The organism is Pseudoalteromonas sp. SG41-5 (assembly GCF_014164495.1).
Lineage (GTDB): Bacteria > Pseudomonadota > Gammaproteobacteria > Enterobacterales > Alteromonadaceae > Pseudoalteromonas > Pseudoalteromonas rhizosphaerae.
The window spans coordinates 15,198-38,515 of sequence record NZ_JACJFH010000034.1; the positions used below are offsets into that span (position 1 = coordinate 15,198).

The following is a 23,318-nucleotide window of genomic DNA, read 5'->3' on the forward strand; positions in this document are numbered from 1 at the left end:
TGGTGTTTACACCGCGCTTTTTTTTGTGTGTTTGCCGAAGCATAGTTACAGTCGATACTAAATTAATTAAATTGTCTGAAAAAACACCGCGAATAAGATTATTACTCTAGCTTTTAATACAATAAATAATTGAACAAAAATAGTAACTTGGCTATGGTTCATTAATAAAAGTGAATTTAAAATGAGTTTATCTACAGGTTTAGTCGTTAAGGAGGAAAAGTCAAATTTGGATTGATGCTTTGCTATTTTTTTGTCACGGCAAGTGTGTTTGCCAAGCCTAGTTTTATTAAGGTTAATGGCTATGATGTTGAGTACGAAATCGCGGGGAGTGGCAAGCATACTGTATTTTTAGAGGCTGGTGGCTCTGCGGGGTTGTCTGATTGGGAGCCGGTTTTTGAAAAGTTTGCAAAGGAAGCCCGCATCATTCGTTATTCAAGAATTGGTAACGGCGGTTCTACGCAATTGAGAAAAAACTACAGCTTGGAAGAGTATGCAAACGAAGCTCTCATGCTATTTGAAGGGTTACACGTTGAAAAACCAATCGTCTATATTGCTCATTCATATGGTGCTTATATCGCAAGACGATTCGCTGCAACTTACCTTGAGTGGGTTTCAGCCCTCATGCTGATTGAGCCTGCTTCGGAGCATGATGTTGATATCATGCGCCAAATTGATCTTGCCAAAGCTGAGCAAGAAATAGCACAAGTGAAACTGGATGATATGGCTAATGGTATATCCAACCAGTATCTGGATTTTTGGTCGAAAAGACCATTGCCAGATTATCCACAGATCCCAGATATTTCAGTAACCGTCATTGCATCCGTGAAAAAGTATAAAAATCCGCCATTACTCTTTTTTACCGATGAAAGCCGAAAATGTTGGGCGAATTGCATTCCGCTTGGGCTGAGTCTTTTCCACAAGGCAAAGCTGTATTAACAGATAAGAGCTATCATTACCCTCAAAATGATGAACCAGATAGGGTGGTGCAATAAGTAATCGAACTGTTAGGCAGAATTAAAGACTAACTTTGATCCATGAGTAAACATTAATTTAAAACAATGAATTATGAGTATTGAGTTACTTCAGACAATGTAATGGTCATAGTTATATTTGGCGCAAAGCTTTGAAAAATTAACGCCTATAAATTCGTTTTACCTAAAACTGGCCAGGTGTATTCGGTTAGTTTTGATAAAAATGAAGGGATAATTGAGGTTCAGGGGTTTCGAATTGAAATGGCAGAAGTGTCTTGCCATAGTTTGGTAGAGTTTGGGAGTAATAGGCTCTATTTATTGTAAATTCACTTAATGAGCGCATATTACCTGACTGATTTGCCATGGGTTCTGATCAGATAAAAATAGGGTATTAAAATGGAAGTTTTAGAATTTCGTCAACGACTACAAACTATACTTGTAAACGAACTAAAAATGTGGAGACATCGGCTGTGCAATCAAACAATGTTAGTTTTCGATTTTGGATGTTTTGCATGGCATGGCTATTTTGAATTGAGCTTTTTAACGAACGATGAACCAGAGATGGAAATGTTTTCACGAGACGTAGACTTTATGGCACAGTGGAGACTATACGATTTCACATCTACGTACCTCTCCAAGTGGCCTCAAGCTACTGAACTGGCAATTGAAATGCAACAAAGTTATGAGTCTGCAAGCGAGCCATCTGCTAAAGCAGACGAATTCTTTCTGCATGTGCTGCTGTAGTTAAATCTAGAGAAGTCAAAGAAGTGTTGGCAACATACTCGCTAGCGAACGATTTTGAAATGCGCGTGTTAAATTCAGATGATACTTCAAATAAGAACTATTGTAACTTTAATACCTAAGAAGGTCCTGTATAATCCTTCTAAGGTTGTTATACCAAAGAGTAGGATGCTATGAGGATCACTGAGCACGCTAGAGTGCTAAAAATTGCTAAGCTCAATTTGACGAGTGGCTTAATGAAGCTCACTCTAGGCGGTTTTGTGCACGAAGACCTTGAGTTTAGGTGCAATAAACCAAAGTATTATCTTGAACCAGACGGGTTTTCATCACCTGGTTTAGACGTAATTCCGCTGTGGGAATCAGACGACATGATAACAGGTTTTTATTTTGAGGGAGCGACGCCTGTTTTCATCGTATATTACATCGATAGCCCAAGTGCAGTTAGAGAAATTGGCCGCAGTGTCGACGAGCTGATTAATTATCTTGTAGACGAATATGCAGAGAATGAAGAACAAGTGCGAAATGTGTTATCAAACTAAATATTGCATAAAATCGACATCTCGGTTACCACTTTTGTGCTGTTTTGTTGTTTAAAGCTACCACGTTTGATAGGTATTTATAAGTCAGGAAAATACAATGCAAATTGAAGAAGTCATAGCACTATTAAAAGAAAAGAATGAACCGGTCCCAAAGCCTTTACTATTACCAACGGAAGACGAAGTGTCTTGTGCTGAAAAAGACTTATCTTTTAAATTTCCAGCTCAATATCGCAAGTTTATGCTTGAAGCTAGTTGCGTTACTTTCGGTGTAAGAGAGCCAGGTTTAGTACTACCAGATTTACAACCGTATTGTTGCCTAAGAAGAATGACAAAAGATGGTCGTCAATCTGGAGTTCCTAAGGATTTTATTGTTTTCTGCGAAGAGAATGGAAATTATTTCACCATAAATGAAAAAGGTAATATTGGATACTACGATCATGATGATCTTACACACAATCTACACAATGGTGATTTCAAAGATTGGGTGATAGAAAATTGGTTAGAGTTAGAGTAAGTGCCTGCTGCCGTTTTAGCGTTTCATATTTTTTGCTCATGATTTTTGTGCACAAAAGCACTTGGCCAAAATCAAAGTTCAAGTATTTGAATGCTAACGTTGGGTGCTGAATTTAAATATGAAAATTATACTGCTTCCTGGCCTTGACGGGACTGGCCGTCTGTTTGCTAAATTGACAAAAAACTTGCCTGAAAATATAAATACTGAAGTGATCTCATATGAATCACTTGAAGGCGTAACTTATGCTAAACAAGCGGCAGAAATAGCAAAGCGTTTTAAAGATACTGATATTTATATTGTCGCGGAGTCTTATTCTGGGCCGGTGGCTTATGAGCTTTATAAGCTACTTGGCAGTCGTGTGAAAGGCATCGTATTTTTGGCCAGCTTTATCTCAGCGCCTTCTTTGTTATCTAAGTTGGCAGGCTTTTTACCCGTTAGCTTACTGTCAGCAAATTATTTAAGTAAAAAGCTACTTTATCTGTTTGGTTTTAGTTTAACGGGTAGCCAAACGTTGGTTTATCCCGTATTTGCTTCGCTGCAAACAGCGAATAAACGTAAACTCAAATTAAGATTAGGCAACATAGCTGGCCTTTCAAAACAACAGTGCGAGTTAGATTGCCCAGTGACTTATATTCGCCCTAGTAGAGATTTACTGGTAAGCGCGAGTGCGGTGAAGTACTTAGCGTCAATGTGTTCCAGCTTCAGCCAAGTTGAGATTGAAGGCGGACATTTTATAGCGCAATCAAACCCTGTAGCATGTGCTAAGGTTATTTGTGATACATTCAACGTAGCATCGGCGTTGATAAAATTGAACTTAAAGGAAGATTATAATGGACAGTACATCTCATAAAACAAAAGGCCATTGTCGTTGTGGACAGGTAAAGTTTGAAGTTAGCGCAAAGCCAATGATCACTATGGCTTGTCATTGCACTGGCTGTCAGAAAATGACGTCTAGCGCATTTAGCTTAAGCTCATTATTTCAGCGAGCTGCCTTTTCTATTACATCTGGAGCGCCTGTTATTGGCGGGCTGCATGACAGTAGTACGCAGCACTTTTTTTGTGGACATTGTATGAGCTGGTTATTTACCCACCTAGAAGGTTTGGATGATTTTGTAAATGTTCGCTCAACAATGCTAGATGACTCTCGCACCTACAAACCATTCATTGAAACTTACACGGATGAAAAACTTGAGTGGGCGAGTACGGGGGCAAAGCACAGTTTTTGTAAGTTTCCACCGCAGGAAAAGTTTCCTGAATTGCTGCATGAGTATGCGCAAAAACAAGGATAAATATAGCATTACCCTTCATGCGCTTTTTATAAATAACAAGTGCAATGTGCTGTTTGTTTTCCATCACTATTTATCTAGTATCTCTGCTTAGGCTAGTCTGCTTTAGCTAGAACCTAGTAAATCGTTCTCTTTAACCTTATAACTGCTATTAAAAAAGCCGCGTTAATTTTCATTAACGCGGCTTTTTAGTGTGCTTTTAAGCTAAACCAAAAGTGTTAGTCAACACTCATGGTTTTAGTCATTGCAGCATTCGCGCGACCAGCTGGTTTGATAGAACCGGCACGTAAGCCGCTATCTGGAATAGCGTCACGTTTGTCGTGTGCCATCGCTTTTGGCGTATGGGCGACTTCGCTATCTGCAACGGCAGTAGGTTGTGCCATTGGCGCACTTGCTTTACCTGAAGTGATCACTGTTTTAGTGTGTGCTACAGGTTTTGCAGTAGGCTTAGTCTCTGCCATTGGTGCTTCCTCAACAACCACTTCTGGAGTAGGTTCAGCAGCAACAGGCGCTTGTTCAACCACTTCTTCAGTTGCTTCAGCAGCAACAGGCGCTTGTTCAACCACTTCTTCAGTTGGTTCAGCAGCAACAGGCGCTTGTTCAACGACTTCTTCAGTTGGTTCTACAGCAACTGGTGCTTGTTCAACCACTTCTGGAGTTGGTTCAGCAGCAACAGGCGCTTGTTCAACGACTTCTTCAGTTGGTTCAGCAGCAACAGGCGCTTGTTCAACCACTTCTTCAGTTGCTTCAGCAGCAACAGGCGCTTGTTCAACCACTTCTTCAGTTGCTTCAGCAGCAACAGGCGCTTGTTCAACCACTTCTTCAGTTGCTTCAGCAGCAACAGGCGCTTGTTCAACCACTTCTTCAGTAGGTTCAGCAGCAACTGGTGCTTGTTCAACCACTTCTTCAGTAGGTTCTGCAGCAACTGGCGCTTGTTCAACCACTTCTTCAGTTGCTTCAGCAGCAACAGGCGCTTGTTCAACCACTTCTGGAGTAGGTTCTGCAGCAACGGCAGGTTTTTCTTCAACTACTTCTGCAGCTTGCTTATTTTGCTTGGCTTTTAACTCAGCTTCATATTCAGCAGCGGCTTGATCTGCAACTGGAATAAATGCTGGTGGTTGTGTACCTTGCGTTGGCGTAGCTTCTTCACCCTCAGGGCGACGACGGCGTTGCCCAGCAGCACGTAAATGACGTGGAGAACGGCGTGAACGCGTACGCGTTTGGCCTTGCTCTTCATCAGTCGATGTTACTGTCTCTTGCTCGTTTGGTGCCGTCTGTTCAGCTTTTTGCTCAGGCGCTTCAACAGCCGTTGTTTCAACAGCAGTAGCCTCAACCGGTGCTTTAACTTCTTCAGTTTGAGTTACAACTGGCTTAGCCGGCTTGTCATCAACAACAGGCGTAGCTTGTTGCTCTGCGTCATTGTTGGTTGTAGCCGGTTGTGCATTTTCATCTTGCAGGCGAACTTTTTTACGTAAGTTACGGCGCTGACGACGAACCTTAGGTTTTTGCTCCGTTGCTTCAACAACGACATCTTGGCTTGGTGCAACGTCTTTTACGTCAGCTTTTGCTTCGGTTTTTTCTGCTACTACTTTGCTGTCATCGTTACGGTTATCGTTACGCTTACGTGAGTTAGGATTGCGACGACGTTTGTTACGGTTATCGTTTCTTTCCTGTTGCTCGTTGTTTTGCGTGTTTCCAACTGCTGGCGTTTCTTCAGCTACGCTCTCTGTACGCTCGCTTTGCGGTTTAGTGCGTGAATTATTGTTACGACGACGTTGGTTATTACGACGACGTGTATCACCGTCATTGTTACGACGTGGATTATTACGAGATTCACTCGCTGTTTTTTGCTGCTGTTGCTCTTTACTTTCTGTTTGCTCAGCAGGCGTTGCAAATAAAGCCTTAAACCAATTGCTGATAGTAGTAAATAAACTTACCTGCGGCTGGGCTGCAACACTTTGTGGTGCCGCTGCTGGGGCTGCTTGAGCCTGAGCTTGTGGAGCTTGTGGAGCTGGTGTTGATGGCATAACTACGCCTTTTAACACCGGCTCTTCACGTACCGCGACCGTTGGTGTTTTTGATGTTTCATACACTTCTTGTTCAGGTAATGTGATTTGCTCGTAGCTTGCTGCTTCAATTGTTTCATCTTTACGCAAACGCATTACTTCATAATGTGGTGTATCCATATGTTGATTTGGAATGATCACCACATCACAGTTGTGACGTTTTTCGATGCGATGCACGCTACGGCGTTGCTCATTTAACAGATATGAGGCAACCGCTACAGGTACTTGGGCATTAACTTGTGAGGTATTGTCTTTAATCGCTTCTTCTTCGATTAAACGCAGGATTGACAATGCAATCGACTCGTTTGAACGAATAGTACCTTGACCACTACAACGTGGGCATGGGCCTTGGCTCGCTTCACCTAATGAAGGGCGTAGGCGCTGACGCGACATTTCAAGTAAGCCAAAACGCGAAATTTTACCAATTTGTACACGGGCACGATCTGGACGAACAGCATCTTTTAAGCGATTTTCTACTTCACGTTGATGGCGCGGTGGTGTCATATCAATGAAGTCGATAACGATTAAGCCACCTAAGTCGCGTAAACGTAATTGGCGAGCAATTTCGTCTGCAGCTTCTAAGTTGGTATTAAGCGCAGTTTCTTCGATATCGCCGCCTTTAGTGGCTTTAGATGAGTTGATATCGATAGAAGTAAGTGCTTCAGTTGGGTCAATAACAATTGAACCACCAGAAGGTAAGCGTACTTCACGTTGAAACGCAGACTCAATTTGGCTTTCGATTTGATAATGAGTAAAAAGAGGCACTTCACCTTGATAAAGTTTTACACGGCTCATGAAGTCAGGGCGAAAACGCTCAATGTGCGCTTTAGCTTCTTCAAATACACGGGCTTTATCAATTAGGATCTCACCTATGTCACGGCGTAAATAATCGCGAATCGCACGGAAAATCACGTTGCTTTCTTGATGAATTAAGAACGGTGCTTTACCGCCATCAGAGGCTTGCTGAATCGCATCCCAATGAACAAGCAGCGCTTTTAAATCGTAGTTTAGTTCTTCAAACGATTTACCAACACCGGCAGTACGCACGATTAAACCCATGCCTTTAGGCAGTTCTAAACGACTTAAAGCTTCTTTAAGTTCAGTGCGTTCATCACCTTCGATGCGACGAGAAATACCGCCAGCACGAGGATTATTAGGCATTAAGACTAAGTAGCTACCTGCAACACTAATAAAAGTGGTGAGGGCTGCGCCTTTTTGGCCGCGTTCTTCTTTGTCTACTTGGACAATAACTTCTTGACCTTCTTTGATCACGTCACGAATATTCGGACGACCATGGAAAGTATAACCTTGTGGGAAGTAAGTACGGGCTATTTCTTTTAAAGGAAGGAATCCGTGACGATCAGCGCCGTAATCAACAAAGGCGGCTTCTAATGACGGTTCTATACGAGTGATTTTGCCTTTATAAATATTGGCTTTTTTTTGTTCGTGACCCGGGCTTTCGATATCTAAATCATACAGGCGCTGGCCATCAACCAGTGCTACGCGCATTTCTTCTTGCTGCGTCGCATTGATTAGCATACGTTTCATATTGTTACTCTACTGTGTTATGTCTCTGACATGACGAAACTTTTCGCCTGTTCAGTTGCTCCCATCGCTTCTTTTTGTACAATCTCACGACTGGGTCTGTGGGGGAGCTTGGTACTGTATCCGTACTCTAAGTATCTTTATGGTGCTGGCTGACAATAACGTGTTGTCACGTTATTAAATTCTATTATGGTGCCAAAACTATCGGCTGTTTTTTTACAGTGACGTATTCGAGTTCTGTCCAGAGTCGACCATTAATTAAATTAACTTGTACGGTTACAACACATCTGCTGAACGGCGTATTGTACGCCGTCACGATCAGACAAATTATCTGTTCAAATTGCTTTTTTCATCAACATTAAATAACACTTCATGCTCAAACTTAACTGGCGATATATTACACGCATCGGAGTTAATTGAAGGCACGTGTAAACTGGGTATGTATAAAAGCTTTGGAAAACTTATCTCGGATCTGTATGATCAATTACCCAGAATGTGCATCACGAATGTTTTAATGTGTTAAAAAGCACCGTTGTTATTTGCAAATATATATTTGCGACGGTGATTATCCCATTATTATAACTGTGTTAGCAACTAAAATTATTTTACTTAAATCAGTGATTAGGCAATGTCAGAAAAAACCGGCTTACAAGTATCTTTCGTCACGATTACCGAAGACCATTTAGGTCAACGGATTGATAACTTTCTTATTACTCATTTAAAAGGGGTGCCTAAAAGCGCTGTGTATCGAATTCTTCGCAAAGGGGAAGTGCGGGTTAATAAAAAACGCATCAAACCTGTGTATAAATTACAACTCGATGACATCGTTCGTATTCCACCAATACAAATAGCTGAACGTGAAGAGTTTGTGCCTAAAAACCTTGATGTAGTAACCAAACTTGAAGAGGCTATTTTATTTGAAGATAAATACCTTATCGTCATTAACAAACCATCAGGCATGGCTGTGCATGGCGGCAGTGGGCTCAGTTATGGTTTAATTGAAGCATTGCGCGTATTGCGCCCAGATGAGCGCAGTTTAGAGCTTGTACATCGTTTAGACCGTGATACATCAGGCTGTTTGTTAATCTCGAAACGTCGTTCAGTGTTGACCAGCTTGCATGAACAGTTACGTGAAAAAACCATGGAAAAGAATTACTGGGCATTGGTTGATGGGCAATGGGATTCTAAAACTAAAAATGTCACCGAAGGGCTGCGTAAAAACACCCTACAATCAGGTGAACGAGTAGTACGTGTGGATAACGTTGAAGGTAAACCTTCACATACTCGTTTTAAAGTACTGGAGCGCTTTGCTGAATGTTCGTTAGTGCAGGCATCACCAGTAACAGGTCGTACTCACCAAATTCGTGTGCATACACAATGTAAAGGTCATGCAATTGCTTGTGATGATAAGTATGGCAACCAAGCATTTGATGCGGCGATGCGTAAAGTGGGATTAGGGCGATTATTTTTACATGCGCACGATTTGAGTTTTTATCATCCAAAAAATGAAACTACTATGCGAGTAGAAGCGCCGCTTGATAAAGCGCTGGCTAATTGTATTAAAACGTTACGTGCCGCAAAACCGTGAAACCCTATAAATTAGTTATATTTGATTGGGATGGCACGGTGATGGATTCAGTGGCTAAAATAGTTAACTGCATGCATCAATCTGCGAGAGTCTGTGGTGTAGTTTGCCCCAGTGACGAGGCGGTTAAAAATATCATTGGTTTATCACTTGAGCAGGCCGTGACGGTGTTATTTCCTCAGCAGAGCCATTTACACGCTGATTTAATCGCCGGTTATAAGCATCAGTATAAACATCTTGATAACACGCCTACACCCTTATTTGCTGATGTAGAACAGACTTTAGCGGCATTAAAAAACCGTGGCGTATTATTAGCTGTTGCTACCGGCAAAAGCCGAGTCGGCCTTGAACGCTTGCTGGATGAAACACAGTTACGGGATTACTTTGTAGCGACCCGCACCAGTGATGATGCATTGTCAAAACCAGCTCCTGATATGTTGTTGCAACTGCTCGATGAACTCAATATTAGCCATGATGATGCGCTGATGATTGGCGACACCAAAATAGATATGGCGATGGCAAAAGCGGCCAATATTGACCGTTTAGGTGTAACTATGGGGGTGCATAACGCCCAGCAGCTAAACGAGTTTACACCGATTGCGACAGTTGATTCGTATCAGCAACTAGCTGCGCGTTTAGTTTAAGTCGTAGTGAATAAATAGTTAGTCTTGATTACTTAACACATCCAGATCAAACTCAGTCAATAATTGGCTGAGTTTGATAAGTGGTAAACCAATCAAGCTATTAGGGTCATCACCGCTAAGCTTTTCAAATAAACAAATACCTAAGCCTTCGCTTTTAAAGCTGCCTGCACAATTGTAGGGTTGCTCTGCGTCGCAGTAAGCAGATATTTGTGCTTGTGTCAGTGTTCTAAATGTAACATTAAAGGGTTCAACTAGGGTTTTTGTTTTATTGCTTTGAATATCATAAACACATAAGCCCGTTAGAAATGTGACTGTATTACCGCTAAATAAACTCAGTTGTTTAATGGCATTTTCTTTGTTGTGTGGTTTGCCTAAGATTTGTTGCTCAAATACGGCAACTTGATCAGAGCCAATTACTAAGCCTTGTTTAAAAAGTGTAGTGGCTGCGCGTGCTTTGAGTTCACTTAAGCGTTTTACAAGTTCAACTGGGGCTTCATCGGGTAGTGCTGATTCGTCAATACCAGGTGAAAAACTGTCGAACGGCAGATTAAATTTTTGCAATAAAGACTGACGAAAGGGTGAACTTGAGGCTAAAATAAGCGGGTGCTGCATGGATTGTTTTCCTAATGAAAATTAGATTGAGTTAGGATAAATCAGATCCGTTGGCAAAACAAAGAAATGAATCGCGAAAAACCAGCTAAAATTGGTTTTTTACTTTGACTAACCAAGTAACTATCTATATGATGCAGCCCCTATGCAAAAGGTGAAAATTCCCATCACTCTTCATCCAGGCAAGGCAGCGCAACACCGTTTAAAGTATGACGGCATTGTACCGCTTGAAAAACTTACCCGTTTACGGGAAGTTGTGCAGGAAGAAGTAGGTGAAATAGCGGTAAAAATTCATTGCAAAAACGATGATCAAGGTTTCGCTGTGATTAGAGGCAATTTGTCCACACATGTTACTGTCACTTGTCAACGTTGTAATGGTGATTTAGGGTTGGATTTGGTTCAAGACTTTGTTTATTCACCAGTCGGTGAGGATACAGAGTTAGAGATTTTTCCAGAAGACTACGATGAAGTAGCGCTTGATGAAAATGGTGAAGTTAACGTTTTTGATTTAATCGAAGACGAACTAATTTTAGCCGTGCCATTAGTTGCTACCCACAACGAAGCTTCATGCAGTTATTCAGCAAAGCCTGCCAGCTTTGGTGTTTTAAAAGCGGAAGATGATAAACCAAATCCATTTGATATTTTGAAACAACTTAAGAAAGATTCTTAGGAGAAGACTATGGCTGTACAAAAAAGCAAAAAGTCTCGTGCAAGACGCGGCATGCGCCGTTCACACGATGCGATCAGTGGTCCAACTTTAACTGTAGACCAAACATCTGGTGAGACTCATCGTCGTCACCATGTGACTGCAGATGGTTACTACAAAGGCGTTCAAGTAATTTCTAAATAAGAGATTGCTTTTATGCTGACCAATCTAACAATTGCGTTAGATATGATGGGGGGCGATTATGGCCCCCGTTCATCTATCCCCGCAGCCGTTAACGCGGTAAATGCAAATGCCAATCTAAGATTGATCTTATGTGGCAACGAACAAGTAATATCTAAAGAACTTGAGTCTCTCGATTCTCTATCTCATCCTCGTTTAATAATTCGTCATTGTAGTCAAGTAGTCACCAATAGTTGTGAACCGTCTTCTGCTGTGCGATCTAAAAAAGATTCCTCAATGCGCGTTGCTCTTGATTTAGTTAAATCAGGTGAGGCACAAGCGTGCGTTAGTGCCGGAAATACCGGTGCATTATTATTTATGGCTCACTATGTGCTGAAAATGTTGCCAGGCGTAAAACGTCCTGCATTGATCTCGGCTGTGCCAACTGAGCGAAAAAATCCGGTTTACTTACTTGATTTAGGTGCGAACGTGCATTGTGATGCACAAACCTTATATCAATTTGGCATTATGGGTTCGGTTGTCGCAGGGCAAGCACTGGGCTGTGATAGTCCAAAAGTGAGTTTATTAAATATTGGCTCCGAAGACATTAAGGGCCATGAAGATATCAAACAAGCTGCACAACTGATGCAACAATGTAGCTACCTTAATTATACTGGTTACAGCGAAGGTAGTGATATTTTTACTGGTAAATCAGATGTGATCGTCTGTGAAGGTTTTGTGGGCAATGTGGCTTTGAAAACCTGTGAAGGGATTGCCAAGCTGATTATGTTTAAGCTTACCAAAGCACTGCAAAAGCACTTTTTCTATAAATGTTTAGCATTTATGTTACAGCCAGTAATAAAAAAACTCTATAAACGGGTGAACCCCGACCAGTATAACGGCGCTTCTCTGGTAGGATTGCGCGGTATTGTCGTAAAAAGCCATGGAAATGCCTCAGCTAAAGCATTTCATGCTGCTATCGACGAAGCTGCTAGAGAGGTGGAACGTCAACTTCCTGAAAAAATTGCAGCTATCTTCGAGCAAACACATTCAACTAAAAAAGTCGCAACTGACGATTAATTACTATGTCAGGTGTGTACTTAAACATTTATTTATTTGTTTAATTAAAAGAGCAAAGTATGGCACAAAAAATTGCACTTGTTTTTCCGGGTCAAGGCTCACAATCTGTGGGTATGTTAAGTGAACTATTAGAGCAATCTGATATTGTTAAAGCGACGTTTGCGCAAGCATCAGCGGCACTTGGTTATGATTTGGCTGCATTAGTACTTAATGGTCCAGAACAAGAATTAAATCAAACCCATCGTACGCAACCGGCATTATTAACAGCATCAGTGGCAATTTACCGCCAATGGCTTGCTGCAAATCCAGATGCAGACGTAACGATGGCAGGTCACAGTTTAGGTGAATACTCAGCGCTGGTATGTGCTGATGTGTTGAGCTTAGGCGAAGCTGTAAAATTGGTTGAAAACCGTGGTTTATATATGCAAGAAGCTGTGCCAGCAGGCGTGGGTTCAATGGCTGCGATCATTGGTTTAGGTGATGACGAAATTAAAGCCGCGTGCTTGGCATCAGCACAAGGTGAAGTGGTTGCACCAGTAAACTATAACTCACCGGGTCAAGTTGTGATTGCAGGTCATAAAGCCGCAGTAGACAGAGCATCAGAAGCGTGTAAAGAAGCTGGTGCAAAACGTGCGTTGCCTTTATCGGTAAGCGTACCTTCACATTGTGAACTAATGAAACCAGCGGCAGAAAAATTAGCAAAAGATTTAGCTGCTTTAACATTTAATACACCTAAGTGTGATGTAATTAATAATGTTGATGTAACAGCTGCAAGTTCAGCGGATGCTATTAAAGATGCATTAGTACGTCAACTATACAGTCCAGTACGATGGACAGAAACAGTACAAGCATTGGTAGCACAGGGCATTACCCAAAGCTACGAGTTTGGTCCTGGGAAGGTGTTAACGGGTCTTGCTAAACGCATTGATAAAGCAATGGTATGTGGTTCGGTGAATAGCCAAACTGCCATTGACGAAGCAAAATAAGAGTAGGAAAAAATGGCAAATTTATTTTCGTTAGAGGGCAAAGTTGTCCTAATTACAGGCGCTAGTCGCGGTATTGGTAAAGCAATCGCCACTACATTGGTAGCACAAGGTGCTAAAGTTGCCGGTACTGCAACCAGCGAGTCTGGTGCTGCAAATATCAGCGAATACTTAGGCGAGAATGGTAAAGGTTATGCGTTAAACGTAACTGATCCTGCGTCGATCGAGGCGACACTTGCTGCGATAAAAGCAGATTTAGGCGATATCGACGTATTAGTAAATAATGCTGGTATTACCCGCGATAACTTACTTATGCGTATGAAAGATGCAGAGTGGGACGATATCATTGATACTAACTTGAGCTCAGTTTTTCGTTTATCTAAAGCAGTGTTACGCCCGATGATGAAAAAGAAAAACGGTCGAATTATCAATATAGGTTCAGTTGTTGGTACAATGGGTAATGCAGGGCAAGCTAACTACGCAGCAGCTAAAGCGGGTGTAATTGGTTTTTCTAAGTCGTTAGCGCGTGAAGTTGCTTCTCGTGGTATTACAGTCAACGTAGTTGCTCCTGGTTTTATTCAAACAGATATGACCGACAGCTTAACTGACGAGCAAAAAGCAGCTACGCTTGCTAATGTTCCTGCTGGGCGTTTAGGCCAACCGGATGAAATTGCCGCCGCAGTATGTTACTTAGCATCTGATGCAGCAGCGTATGTTTCAGGCGAAACTTTGCACGTAAATGGTGCGATGTACATGGTGTAAGGAACTTTGTTCCTATTTTGTTTTGAGGCGGCTTGTCGAAAAATGTTGAATTTTTTGTTAACTTGCTTTAAACATACTTGAATTCGTGCTGAAAATAAGCGATAAAAGACACAAATAACCGTCAAGAGGTTTGACCAGATAAAAAATTATCAGCAAATCCTTGAATCACAGAATTATGCGCCGTAAACTACGCCGCAATCTGAAAATAACGCATTGGCGTTTTTAATAAAGGAAAGAAGAATGAGCGACATCCAAGAACGCGTAAAGAAAATCATCATTGAGCAACTAGGTGTTAAAGAAGAAGAAGTAAAGCATGAAGCTTCTTTCGTTGATGACTTAGGCGCAGATTCACTTGATACTGTTGAATTAGTAATGGCTCTTGAAGAAGAGTTCGATACTGAGATCCCAGATGAAGAAGCTGAAAAGATCACTACAGTACAAGCTGCAATCGATTACGTAACGGCTCACGCTGAGTAATCAATCGCATATTAAGGGCAGCGTTCGCTGCCCTTAATCTATCTATACCCTGTATTTCCACGCATTTGGGTATTAATACCCACCAGAAAAATAATAATTCCCTTATTGGAGGCAAACCGTGGCTAAACGTCGAGTCGTCGTAACTGGCTTAGGAATGTTGACGCCGCTAGGTAATGATGTTGAATCAACCTGGCAAGGCTTGTTAAATGGCAAAAGTGGTATCCAAACTATCACTCATTTTGATACATCTAGTTTTGGCACCAAGTTCGCTGGTTTGCTGAATGATTTTGATGCGTCAGCCTATATGCCGGCAAAAGATGCTAAAAAAATGGATTTGTTCATCCAGTATGGCATTGCCGCAGGTGTACAAGCACTACAAGATTCTGGCCTTGAGATCACAGAGCAAAACGCAGCCCGCGTTGGTGTTGCTGTGGGTTCGGGCATTGGTGGTTTAACGCTTATTGAAGAAAACCACATAAAGTTATTAAACAGTGGCCCACGTAAGCTTTCTCCTTTTTACGTGCCGTCGACCATTATCAATATGATCTCTGGTCATTTATCGATTATGCACGGTCTACGTGGTCCAAATATCTCTATCGTGACAGCCTGTACAACAGGTTTACACAACATTGGTCACGCTGCGCGCATGATTGCTTATGGTGATGCTGATGCGATGGTTGCCGGTGGTGCAGAGAAAGCCTCAACGCCAATTGGTATGGGTGGTTTTAACGCTGCACGTGCGTTATCAACCCGAAACGACGATCCGCAAGCTGCATCACGTCCATGGGACAAAGACCGTGATGGCTTTGTACTTGCTGATGGTGCAGGTGTTATCGTACTTGAAGAATACGAGCATGCGAAAGCCCGAGGTGCAAAAATCTATTCTGAGTTGGTTGGTTTTGGTATGAGCGGTGACGCTTATCACATGACGTCGCCACCAGAAGATGGTGCCGGTGCAGCCTTGGCAATGGAAAATGCTTTAAACGATGCGCAAATCAATGCAGATCAAGTGGGTTATATTAATGCTCACGGTACATCGACTAACGCTGGCGATAAAGCAGAAACCTCTGCAGTTAAGTCAATTTTTGGTAATGCTGCCAAAGATGTGATGGTGAGTTCATCAAAATCTATGATGGGTCATTTACTCGGTGCAGCAGGCTCTGTTGAATCAATTATCACTATTTTGTCGTTACAAGATCAAAAAGTAACACCAACAATTAATCTTGATAACCCTGATGAAGGCTGTGATCTGGACTACGTTCCACACACGGCTCGTGATGCGAAACTTGATTACGCATTATGTAACTCATTTGGTTTTGGTGGTACTAATGGCTCGTTGGTATTTAAAAAGGTATAATCTTTTTTAACAACGAGACAAAATAAGAGCCCAGTTGTTACTGGGCTTTTTTATATGCAAAATATGCCAAAACAAAAAACTCACATAGCGCAAACAATAAAATTAGTCACGCCACAGCAAGGCGTTAGCATAAGTAGCAATGATCGCGGCTTTAATTATGGCGATGGCTTTTTTACAACTGCAAAAATAGTTGATGCTGAAGTAGAGCATTGGCCACTTCACAGGGCACGATTAGTTGAATGCGCGCAGCGACTTAGTTTTGGTGAGCTGGATTTATCGGCACTGCAGCAAGCAATCGCTGAGTATATTAAGACGGTTTCGCTGGGCGTGTTAAAAATAGTGGTTACACGTGGTGAAGGAGGGCGTGGTTATGGCCTTCCTGAACAAAGCAATTTATTGATTGTACTGTCGCTATTACCGTTTCCTTCACACTACGCTCAATTAGCACAACAAGGTATTAAACTTGCTATTAGTCCTGTGCAACTTGCATCGCAACCACTGCTTGCTGGTTTGAAAACGTTAAATCGTTTAGAGCAAGTAATGATCAAACGTGCCATGCAAGGGCAAGATTGTGATGATGTGATGGTGTGTGATTATCACAATAATGTGATTGAAACCTCTGCGGCAAATATTTTTGCTATTAAAAATGGTCGAGTTTTTAGTCCAAGTTTGCAAAACTGTGGCATTCAAGGGGTTTATCTGCAATCACTGTGTGATAAGTTAACCATTGAATTTACTGATATTAAGCTAGAACAATTGCTGCAAATGGAGGCAGTATTTAGTTGTAATAGCTTAATGGGAATTGTGCCTGTTACAGCGATTGATGGTATGCAGTTTGAGTTAGCAAACAGTTTAGTATTATTGCATGGTTTATTTACCAAGGAGTCTGCGTGTTAAGAGTGATTATATCGATTGTGTTGCTAGCATTATTGGTAACTGGAGTTGGTTATCAACAGTTGCAAGCTACTATTAACAGTAGTTTAAAAGCGCCAGCGAATACGTTGTTTGAAGTTAAAAAAGGCACGGGGTTTAATCAACTCTGCCAACAGTGGCAAGCAAAAAAATGGTTAGATGGGTGCTTACGTTATCAGATACTCGCGAAACTCGATCCGACACTGACGGATTTAAAAGCTGGTTTATATCAACTTAATAACGCCACGGTGCTTGATAACATTCGGCAAATCAATCAAGGTAAACAAGTAAGCTTTAGTTTTACAATTATTGAAGGTCAGTCACTTCGTGACGTGTTAGCGGCAATAAGTAAAGCCCAGTACCTTCGTCAAGATTTAAGTCTTGGTGAGTTATCTCAGCAAATAGTCGGCTCTGATCAGCATTTAGAAGGGTGGTTATTTCCTGATACCTATTATTATCATGCTAATGATACGACAAGCTCAGTGCTCAAACGAGCGCATAAAATAATGCAAAATGTACTTGATGAGGCTTGGCAAAACAGGGCTGCTGATTTACCGTTTAAAACGGCCTACGAAGCATTGATTATGGCCTCAATTATTGAAAAAGAAACAGGCCTTGCCAGCGAACGGCCATTAATAGCCTCTGTATTTACTAATCGACTAAATACAAAAATGCGCTTGCAAACTGATCCAACCGTGATTTATGGCATTGGTGCTGACTTTGATGGTGATATAAAACGTAAAGATTTAACTAATCATACTCCGTATAATACATATAAAATTAATGGCTTACCGCCTACGCCGATTGCTATGCCGTCAAAAGCGGCAATACTTGCAGCAGTCAATCCACCTGAGTCTGAGTACCTTTATTTTGTTGCCAAAGGCGATGGTAGCCATCAATTTTCTAAAACCTTAAAAGAACATAACAAAGCAGTACAAGATTACTTACGTTATCAAAAACAGTTAAGCAAATCAGAGTAAAAAATATAAAACGAGAAAGCCGATTAATGCTTTCTCAAACTAAAAAGAGAGATCATGACAGCAGCAAAATTTATTGTGATTGAAGGCTTAGAAGGGGCCGGTAAATCGACAGCTATAGCAATTTGCCAACAGTTTTTAGAGCAGCACAAAGTTGATTTTATTAATGTACGCGAGCCCGGCGGGACACCCATCGCTGAAGCACTGCGCACTATTGTAAAAGATAACCATGTCGAACAGATTGCCAGCGAAACAGAATTACTGCTGATGTATGCAGCCCGTTCGCAACTGCTACATAATGTTATTCGTCCAGCACTTGCTAAAGGACAATGGGTATTAGGCGATCGTCACGATCTATCATCGCAAGCTTACCAAGGCGGCGGACGTGAAATTGCCGCTACTACGTTAGATTCTCTCGCCAATATTGTATTAAAAGGTTTAAAACCAGATCTGACCATTTATTTGGACATTGAACCTGCGGTGGGCCTTGCCCGTGCGAAAGGACGCGGTGAACTGGATCGTATAGAACAACAAGCATTGAGTTTTTTTGAACGTACCCGCGCACGCTATTTAGAACTCGCAAATAGTGATGACACTATTAAAACAGTTAATGCAGGTCAAAGTATGCAATTAGTACATCAAGATATTATTACCGTGCTTGAACAATTTATGAAAAGTAACAATTAACATGATTTATCCTTGGCTTAGCAATGTTGAGCAGCAATTAGCAGCCAGTTTTAATGCTGGGCGTTTTCACCATGGACAATTATTTAATGGTCAACAAGGTGTTGGTAAGCGCGCCTTAGTGGAGCAGCTGGCTAATGCATTATTGTGCTTGTCTGCAACTAACTTAGTCCCTTGTGGGCATTGTAAGAGCTGCCATTTAAATCAAGCGGTTACTCATCCTGACAAATATGTAGTGCAAGCTGATGGACAAAGCATTGGTGTGGATGATATTCGCAGTGTCAGCGATTTCATGCATCAATCAGCGGCGCAAAATGCCAATAAAGTGGTGGTGATCAATGATTGCCATAAAATGACCACAGCGGCGGCCAATGCCTTACTTAAAACGTTAGAAGAGCCCAGCCCGCAGCGATTTTTGTTACTAACAACGAGTGCGACAACGCAATTACCGGCCACTATTTTAAGTCGCTGCGCGCTTACACAAGTAAAAGTGAATGACGCCAATGTTGCTATGAATTGGATTTCCCAACTGCACGTTCCTGCATATCCATGGTTAAAAATGTTTACCCAGCAGCCATTATTGATTGCCCGTTGGCAACAAGATGAGCAGCTGGAGGTAATCGATGAATTGTATAAGTTTGCAACTGAGCTAAAACAAGGCCATAATTTCAGTGCGTTAGTTGATATTATCAGTAAAGATACAGAGCGTGTTCGCGTCTTTTGTTTATTTTTAAGCGAACAATTAAAACAACAACTCATTGCTGGAATGGATTTTGATTCATATCAGAGTGCGCAAAATGCATTGGCCGAATTTGTGCAAAACAGTACACAGATATTAGGATTGAACTTGCCGTTGGCAGTGTCTCGTTTAGCGTATCGTTTACGTAAAAGCTATAAGTAGGATTATTGTGCAAGAATTATTAGTCGATTTAGATGATCTAGATGAATTATACCGCTGCTATATGCCGTATTTAAAAAATGGTGGACTATTTGTGCGCACTAATATGCGTTATGAGATGGGTCATTCATTGGCATTAAAAGTGACATTACCGGATGCGCTTGAAGATGATGTAATAACCGGAAAAGTTACATGGATCACGCCACAAGGCGCGCAAAGTTCTAATCCACCGGGCATTGGTATTAGTTTTATCGATGATAAAACTAACCTAAATGTGAAGATCGAAAAACTACTAGGGACTATGTTAAACTCTGGTAATCCAACTTATACCATGTAGTAAGCAGTAACATGATTGTAGATTCTCATTGCCATTTAGACCGACTCGATTTTGATAAACTCGATTTAAACTTAGACCAAGTACTTGATAGTGCACGGGCTAAACAAGTTGAACACTTTTTATGTGTGAGTGTCACACTTGATCAATTCCCTAGTATGCTAGAAAAAATTCAAGGCTATAGTGATGTCTCTGCCTCGTGTGGTGTTCATCCGCTTGATCAAAAAGACGCACTTGATAAACAACGCTTAATTGATTTAGCAAGCCACGATAAAGTAGTAGCAATTGGCGAAACAGGGCTTGATTACTATTATTCGAAAGACACCCATGCCGTGCAACAAGCAAGTTTTGTGGGTCATATTGAAGTGGCGAACGAGTTACAAAAACCACTTATAATCCATACTCGCGATGCGCGCGACGACACCATAAACTTAATGCGTGAACATAACGCACAAAAGTGTGGTGGTGTATTGCATTGCTTTACTGAAGATTGGGATATGGCTAAAAAAGCCATCGACTTAGGCTTTTATATTTCTATCTCTGGCATTGTGACCTTTAAAAATGCCGTAGAGCTTAAAGATGTTGTTAAACAAATTCCACTTGATAGATTATTAATCGAAACAGACTCGCCTTATCTAGCGCCAGTACCGTATCGTGGGAAAACTAATCAGCCCGCTTATGTGCAAGATGTTGCTTATTACATTGCTGATTTAAAAGGTATTAGCTACAAAGAGCTAGCCAAAGCGACTACGGAAAACTTCTACTCATTGTTCAACTTAGTGAACAAAGGTTAATTAGCATATGAGCACAGCATCACTTCCTCTATTAATAATGGGGCCGATGGTGCGCCGAGCTGATGCTGCAGAGGTTTGCATACAGTTTGCAACGTCTGTAGCATCACAATTTAGTATTGAATTTGATGATATAGACGTTTTTAGTGAGCAACAGAGCATTGCTTTAGGTACTCATCTTTACTTGCACTTTGTGATCGTAAAACCGATTGCCGCAACATTGCCTGTTAATCAGCTGATCAGCTACCGCCTATTAAACAGCAACTTAGACGTTGATTTAAGTGATTTTTGTTATCAAGGAAAAGCCACCCCTGAATTTGTGATCCCGCAAAAACTTGAGCAGATTTTACATGGCTCATGCCGTAACCCACATCATCCTGCAAAAGATAGCTTAGTGGCTGCGAATGATTTTCAACAGCAAAATCGCAGTGTAAATAAAACCGGGGCGGATGTTTTACTGCTCTCTGGTGATCAAGTGTATGCCGATGATGTTGCTGGTGCGATGTTATTAGCAATTGAACGACTGATCAGCGTATTAGGAATATACCAAGAGCAACCACTGGCAATTGATTTACCTGCACAGTTAAGTGAACAACTTTATCAGCGCCACTTATATTTACCGACGGTCCCTTGGCAAAAACGCAATAAAATAGGGGTTGGCTATTGGCTAAAAAAAGATGAGCCACATTTTTCAAGCTTAAAAGCTGCAAATCACTTGATCTTTTTTGAAGAGTTTATAGCCCTTTATTTACTCAATTTTAGCCCGTTACTGTGGGACTTAATTGACTTTGATAGTATTAGCTATCAAGCAAGCTCGCCCAAATGCCAGCAAGTTTTTGATAATGAAAAAGCAGCTTTAACGGATTTTAAAAATGGCTTAGTACACGTTCAGGTGCTACTGGCAAATATTTCAACGTTAATGATGTTTGACGATCATGATGTTACCGATGATTGGAACTTGACGGCTGGTTGGGAGCAGGTTATTTACCAACATCCAGTTAGCCGCCGTATTGTTAATAATGGCTTGATCAGTTATTGGCTGATGCAAGGCTTTGGCAATGATGCAGGTCATAAAACAGCCGCTTTACTTGATGCGTTTAAGACGAGTTTTTCTGAGCAAAAACAATGGCAATTTAAAGCGTTTGATAAAACCATTCTCGAGTTTAATCATTGGCATTATGAGCTGAATACTGTGCCTAAAGTGGTCGTGCTGGATACCCGCACTCATCGTTGGCGTAATGAGCAAAACTTTAATGAGCCCTCTGGTCTACTTGATTGGGAGCGTCTCACTGAGCTCGAAGAAAGTTTAGTGACTCATGAACAAGTGATCATTGTCTCACCCGCACCGGTGTTTGGCGTTAAATCAATTGAAGCTATTCAGTCATTGTTTAATATTTGCGGACAGCCACTATTAGTTGATGTTGAAAACTGGATGGCCCACGAAGGCTCAGCTAAAAAGTTACTGGATACCTTTCGCCGTGACGATACCCCTAAAGAAACGCTTATTTTATCGGGTGATGTACATTACTCATTCTGTTTTTCCGTACAGAAACGCTTTGGTAAGCACCCCAATAGAATTTGGCAACTTACTGCCAGTGGTATTAAAAATGAGTTTCCGCGTAAATTAATTAACGTGCTGGATAAGTTAGACTCGATTTTATACGCGCCGAAAAGCCCGTTAAACTTTTTTACAAAGCGTTGGCAGATGGAAGTCGATAAACATCAAACCATCGGGGAGGGGCAAAAATACTTGGTGAGTGATTCAGCGATTAGTTTGATTGAATTACAACAAGGAAAGCTGGCGCGTTATCAGTTACTCCATCCCGATAATCGCACCACAGAGTTTGATTTAAGCAATGATTAATTTAATGGTTTGCGCTGTTGTCTTACATAGTCGCTAACGTTACTTACTGTATCTAACCAATAACCGTTAGCAGGATCTTTCAGATAAACAAGCAATTGCTCGAGTACTTTTGCGTCAGTGGTATATTGATCTCCGTTACCAATTTCATGGCCCGCCAAAATCAACCAAGCATTATTTTCCCGTAATTGATCCAGCATGGTAATGATTTCATCAAAACTCATTCCGTCGATCCTAAGTCCTGTTAGCTGTGCAAAATCAGTAAAATTAGGATTATTAGCTGACTCATCTAACCAAGTTCGGCCGCTGTCAAAATGTTTAGCGATTAAAGGCACGTAGCTCTTAGTATCAATGCCCCGGCCAACAAATGTATTGCCGCACGGATAAGCAAAGGCGCGAGGGGTCACTCCTAAATGATCTTTTAGGTATTGCTGCGCTGATAAAATATCATTTTCAAGCCACTTGAGTGTAGTGTGTTCAAGTGATAAGTCTTGTGCTCTTAACCATTCAAAATTCCCTGTACATACGTGGCTGCTGGTATGATTTGCAATTTCATGGCCCGATTTTACCGCGTCTTGCCACTGAGTTAGGCGCTGCTTGACGTTAAAAGGGGAAACATAAAAAGTTGCTTTGACTTGGTGCCTGTTCAAAATCGCAGCGCCAACATCGACTTGGCTGTGACGGGCATCATCAAACGTGATACTCACAGCATTTTGCGCTTTATGCGGGTAATTAAAACCAAGGTATTTTTGCGACTCAGGATTGGCAATAACAGAGAATGACAGTACTGAAATAGTCATGATCAATGAAGATATTTTTAACATGGTAGTCCTTACACTTTCTTAGTCTATATATAGAAACAAGTTATGTGTAATA

24 protein-coding genes and 1 pseudogene are annotated in these 23,318 nt (G+C 41.4%); 22 read left to right on the forward strand and 3 right to left on the reverse strand.

Annotated features, from left to right (window positions below):
* Positions 1 to 234 precede the first annotated feature (234 nt).
* The 6 genes and pseudogenes from H5232_RS10845 to H5232_RS10870 all read left to right on the forward strand — a co-directional run bounded on the left by H5232_RS10845 (position 235) and on the right by H5232_RS10870 (position 4,054).
* Positions 235 to 992: pseudogene (locus H5232_RS10845) on the forward strand (alpha/beta fold hydrolase).
* A gap of 375 nt (positions 993 to 1,367) precedes the next feature.
* Positions 1,368 to 1,715: a hypothetical protein gene (locus H5232_RS10850; protein WP_182740231.1), complete on the forward strand. Its 348-nt coding sequence runs from the start codon at positions 1,368 to 1,370 to the stop codon at positions 1,713 to 1,715.
* A gap of 233 nt (positions 1,716 to 1,948) precedes the next feature.
* Positions 1,949 to 2,251 carry a hypothetical protein gene (locus H5232_RS10855; RefSeq protein ID WP_182718594.1) on the forward strand — a complete coding sequence of 101 codons (303 nt, stop codon included), beginning with the start codon at positions 1,949 to 1,951 and terminating at the stop codon, positions 2,249 to 2,251.
* Between the two features lie 97 nt (positions 2,252 to 2,348).
* On the forward strand, positions 2,349 to 2,765 hold the full coding sequence (locus H5232_RS10860) for an SMI1/KNR4 family protein (protein ID WP_182760807.1): 417 nt from the start codon (positions 2,349 to 2,351) through the stop codon (positions 2,763 to 2,765).
* Positions 2,766 to 2,883: 118 nt separating this feature from the next.
* Positions 2,884 to 3,615, forward strand: a complete 732-nt coding sequence (locus tag H5232_RS10865) for an alpha/beta fold hydrolase (protein ID WP_182767561.1) — start codon at positions 2,884 to 2,886, stop codon at positions 3,613 to 3,615.
* The gene (locus H5232_RS10870) at positions 3,596 to 4,054 is read left to right on the forward strand and encodes a GFA family protein (protein ID WP_145233578.1); all 459 of its coding nucleotides are present in this window, start codon (positions 3,596 to 3,598) and stop codon (positions 4,052 to 4,054) included. The genes H5232_RS10865 and H5232_RS10870 overlap by 20 nt, the downstream gene beginning before the upstream one ends.
* A 215-nt stretch (positions 4,055 to 4,269) precedes the next feature.
* Here the strand turns inward: H5232_RS10870 and rne are convergent, their stop codons facing one another.
* Entirely contained in the window at positions 4,270 to 7,665 is a 3,396-nt protein-coding gene (gene rne, locus H5232_RS10875; protein WP_182830865.1) for a ribonuclease E, read from the reverse strand.
* A 625-nt stretch (positions 7,666 to 8,290) separates the two neighbouring features.
* Between rne and rluC the strand changes: the two genes are divergently transcribed.
* Entirely contained in the window at positions 8,291 to 9,250 is a 960-nt protein-coding gene (rluC, locus tag H5232_RS10880; protein ID WP_145233581.1) for a 23S rRNA pseudouridine(955/2504/2580) synthase RluC, read from the forward strand.
* Entirely contained in the window at positions 9,247 to 9,891 is a 645-nt protein-coding gene (locus H5232_RS10885; RefSeq protein ID WP_182718733.1) for an HAD-IA family hydrolase, read from the forward strand. The genes rluC and H5232_RS10885 overlap by 4 nt, the downstream gene beginning before the upstream one ends.
* Positions 9,892 to 9,909: 18 nt before the next feature.
* Here H5232_RS10885 and H5232_RS10890 read toward each other — a convergent pair whose 3' ends face one another.
* Positions 9,910 to 10,503, reverse strand: a complete 594-nt coding sequence (locus H5232_RS10890) for a nucleoside triphosphate pyrophosphatase (protein WP_182718734.1) — start codon at positions 10,501 to 10,503, stop codon at positions 9,910 to 9,912.
* A gap of 142 nt (positions 10,504 to 10,645) precedes the next feature.
* Here H5232_RS10890 and yceD point away from each other — a divergent pair, with 142 nt between their 5' ends.
* The 14 genes from yceD to H5232_RS10960 all read left to right on the forward strand — a co-directional run bounded on the left by yceD (position 10,646) and on the right by H5232_RS10960 (position 22,445).
* Positions 10,646 to 11,170, forward strand: coding sequence for a 23S rRNA accumulation protein YceD (yceD, locus tag H5232_RS10895; RefSeq protein ID WP_145233584.1), 525 nt, complete (start codon positions 10,646 to 10,648; stop codon positions 11,168 to 11,170).
* Positions 11,171 to 11,179: 9 nt separating this feature from the next.
* Positions 11,180 to 11,350: a 50S ribosomal protein L32 gene (rpmF, locus tag H5232_RS10900; protein ID WP_002962381.1), complete on the forward strand. Its 171-nt coding sequence runs from the start codon at positions 11,180 to 11,182 to the stop codon at positions 11,348 to 11,350.
* 12 nt (positions 11,351 to 11,362) lie between these two features.
* On the forward strand, positions 11,363 to 12,406 hold the full coding sequence (gene plsX, locus H5232_RS10905) for a phosphate acyltransferase PlsX (protein WP_145233585.1): 1,044 nt from the start codon (positions 11,363 to 11,365) through the stop codon (positions 12,404 to 12,406).
* A 59-nt stretch (positions 12,407 to 12,465) separates the two neighbouring features.
* Positions 12,466 to 13,392 (forward strand): ACP S-malonyltransferase, encoded by a 927-nt coding sequence (fabD, locus tag H5232_RS10910; RefSeq protein WP_145233586.1) that lies wholly within the window; start codon positions 12,466 to 12,468, stop codon positions 13,390 to 13,392.
* A 12-nt stretch (positions 13,393 to 13,404) separates the two neighbouring features.
* Positions 13,405 to 14,151: a 3-oxoacyl-ACP reductase FabG gene (gene fabG, locus H5232_RS10915; RefSeq protein ID WP_145233587.1), complete on the forward strand. Its 747-nt coding sequence runs from the start codon at positions 13,405 to 13,407 to the stop codon at positions 14,149 to 14,151.
* A 240-nt stretch (positions 14,152 to 14,391) separates the two neighbouring features.
* Positions 14,392 to 14,628: an acyl carrier protein gene (gene acpP / locus H5232_RS10920; RefSeq protein WP_016707440.1), complete on the forward strand. Its 237-nt coding sequence runs from the start codon at positions 14,392 to 14,394 to the stop codon at positions 14,626 to 14,628.
* A 118-nt stretch (positions 14,629 to 14,746) separates the two neighbouring features.
* Positions 14,747 to 15,985 carry a beta-ketoacyl-ACP synthase II gene (gene fabF, locus H5232_RS10925; RefSeq protein ID WP_149982366.1) on the forward strand — a complete coding sequence of 413 codons (1,239 nt, stop codon included), beginning with the start codon at positions 14,747 to 14,749 and terminating at the stop codon, positions 15,983 to 15,985.
* 54 nt (positions 15,986 to 16,039) lie between these two features.
* Positions 16,040 to 16,882 carry an aminodeoxychorismate lyase gene (gene pabC / locus H5232_RS10930; RefSeq protein ID WP_259399427.1) on the forward strand — a complete coding sequence of 281 codons (843 nt, stop codon included), beginning with the start codon at positions 16,040 to 16,042 and terminating at the stop codon, positions 16,880 to 16,882.
* Positions 16,876 to 17,877 carry an endolytic transglycosylase MltG gene (mltG, locus tag H5232_RS10935; protein ID WP_182760809.1) on the forward strand — a complete coding sequence of 334 codons (1,002 nt, stop codon included), beginning with the start codon at positions 16,876 to 16,878 and terminating at the stop codon, positions 17,875 to 17,877. Before pabC ends, mltG begins: the two co-directional genes overlap by 7 nt.
* Positions 17,878 to 17,931: 54 nt before the next feature.
* A complete protein-coding gene (gene tmk / locus H5232_RS10940; protein ID WP_149982364.1) occupies positions 17,932 to 18,561 on the forward strand; it encodes a dTMP kinase in 630 nt (209 codons plus the stop codon).
* A 1-nt stretch (position 18,562) separates the two neighbouring features.
* A complete protein-coding gene (gene holB / locus H5232_RS10945; protein ID WP_149982363.1) occupies positions 18,563 to 19,459 on the forward strand; it encodes a DNA polymerase III subunit delta' in 897 nt (298 codons plus the stop codon).
* A gap of 7 nt (positions 19,460 to 19,466) precedes the next feature.
* Entirely contained in the window at positions 19,467 to 19,793 is a 327-nt protein-coding gene (locus tag H5232_RS10950; protein ID WP_145233592.1) for a PilZ domain-containing protein, read from the forward strand.
* 11 nt (positions 19,794 to 19,804) lie between these two features.
* Positions 19,805 to 20,584 (forward strand): TatD family hydrolase, encoded by a 780-nt coding sequence (locus H5232_RS10955; protein ID WP_145233593.1) that lies wholly within the window; start codon positions 19,805 to 19,807, stop codon positions 20,582 to 20,584.
* A gap of 7 nt (positions 20,585 to 20,591) precedes the next feature.
* Positions 20,592 to 22,445 carry a metallophosphatase gene (locus H5232_RS10960; RefSeq protein WP_149982362.1) on the forward strand — a complete coding sequence of 618 codons (1,854 nt, stop codon included), beginning with the start codon at positions 20,592 to 20,594 and terminating at the stop codon, positions 22,443 to 22,445.
* Here H5232_RS10960 and H5232_RS10965 read toward each other — a convergent pair.
* Complete coding sequence (locus H5232_RS10965; protein WP_182731435.1) at positions 22,442 to 23,266, reverse strand: polysaccharide deacetylase family protein; 825 nt, start codon at positions 23,264 to 23,266, stop codon at positions 22,442 to 22,444. The genes H5232_RS10960 and H5232_RS10965 overlap by 4 nt on opposite strands.
* Between the last annotated feature and the right edge of the window lie 52 nt (positions 23,267 to 23,318).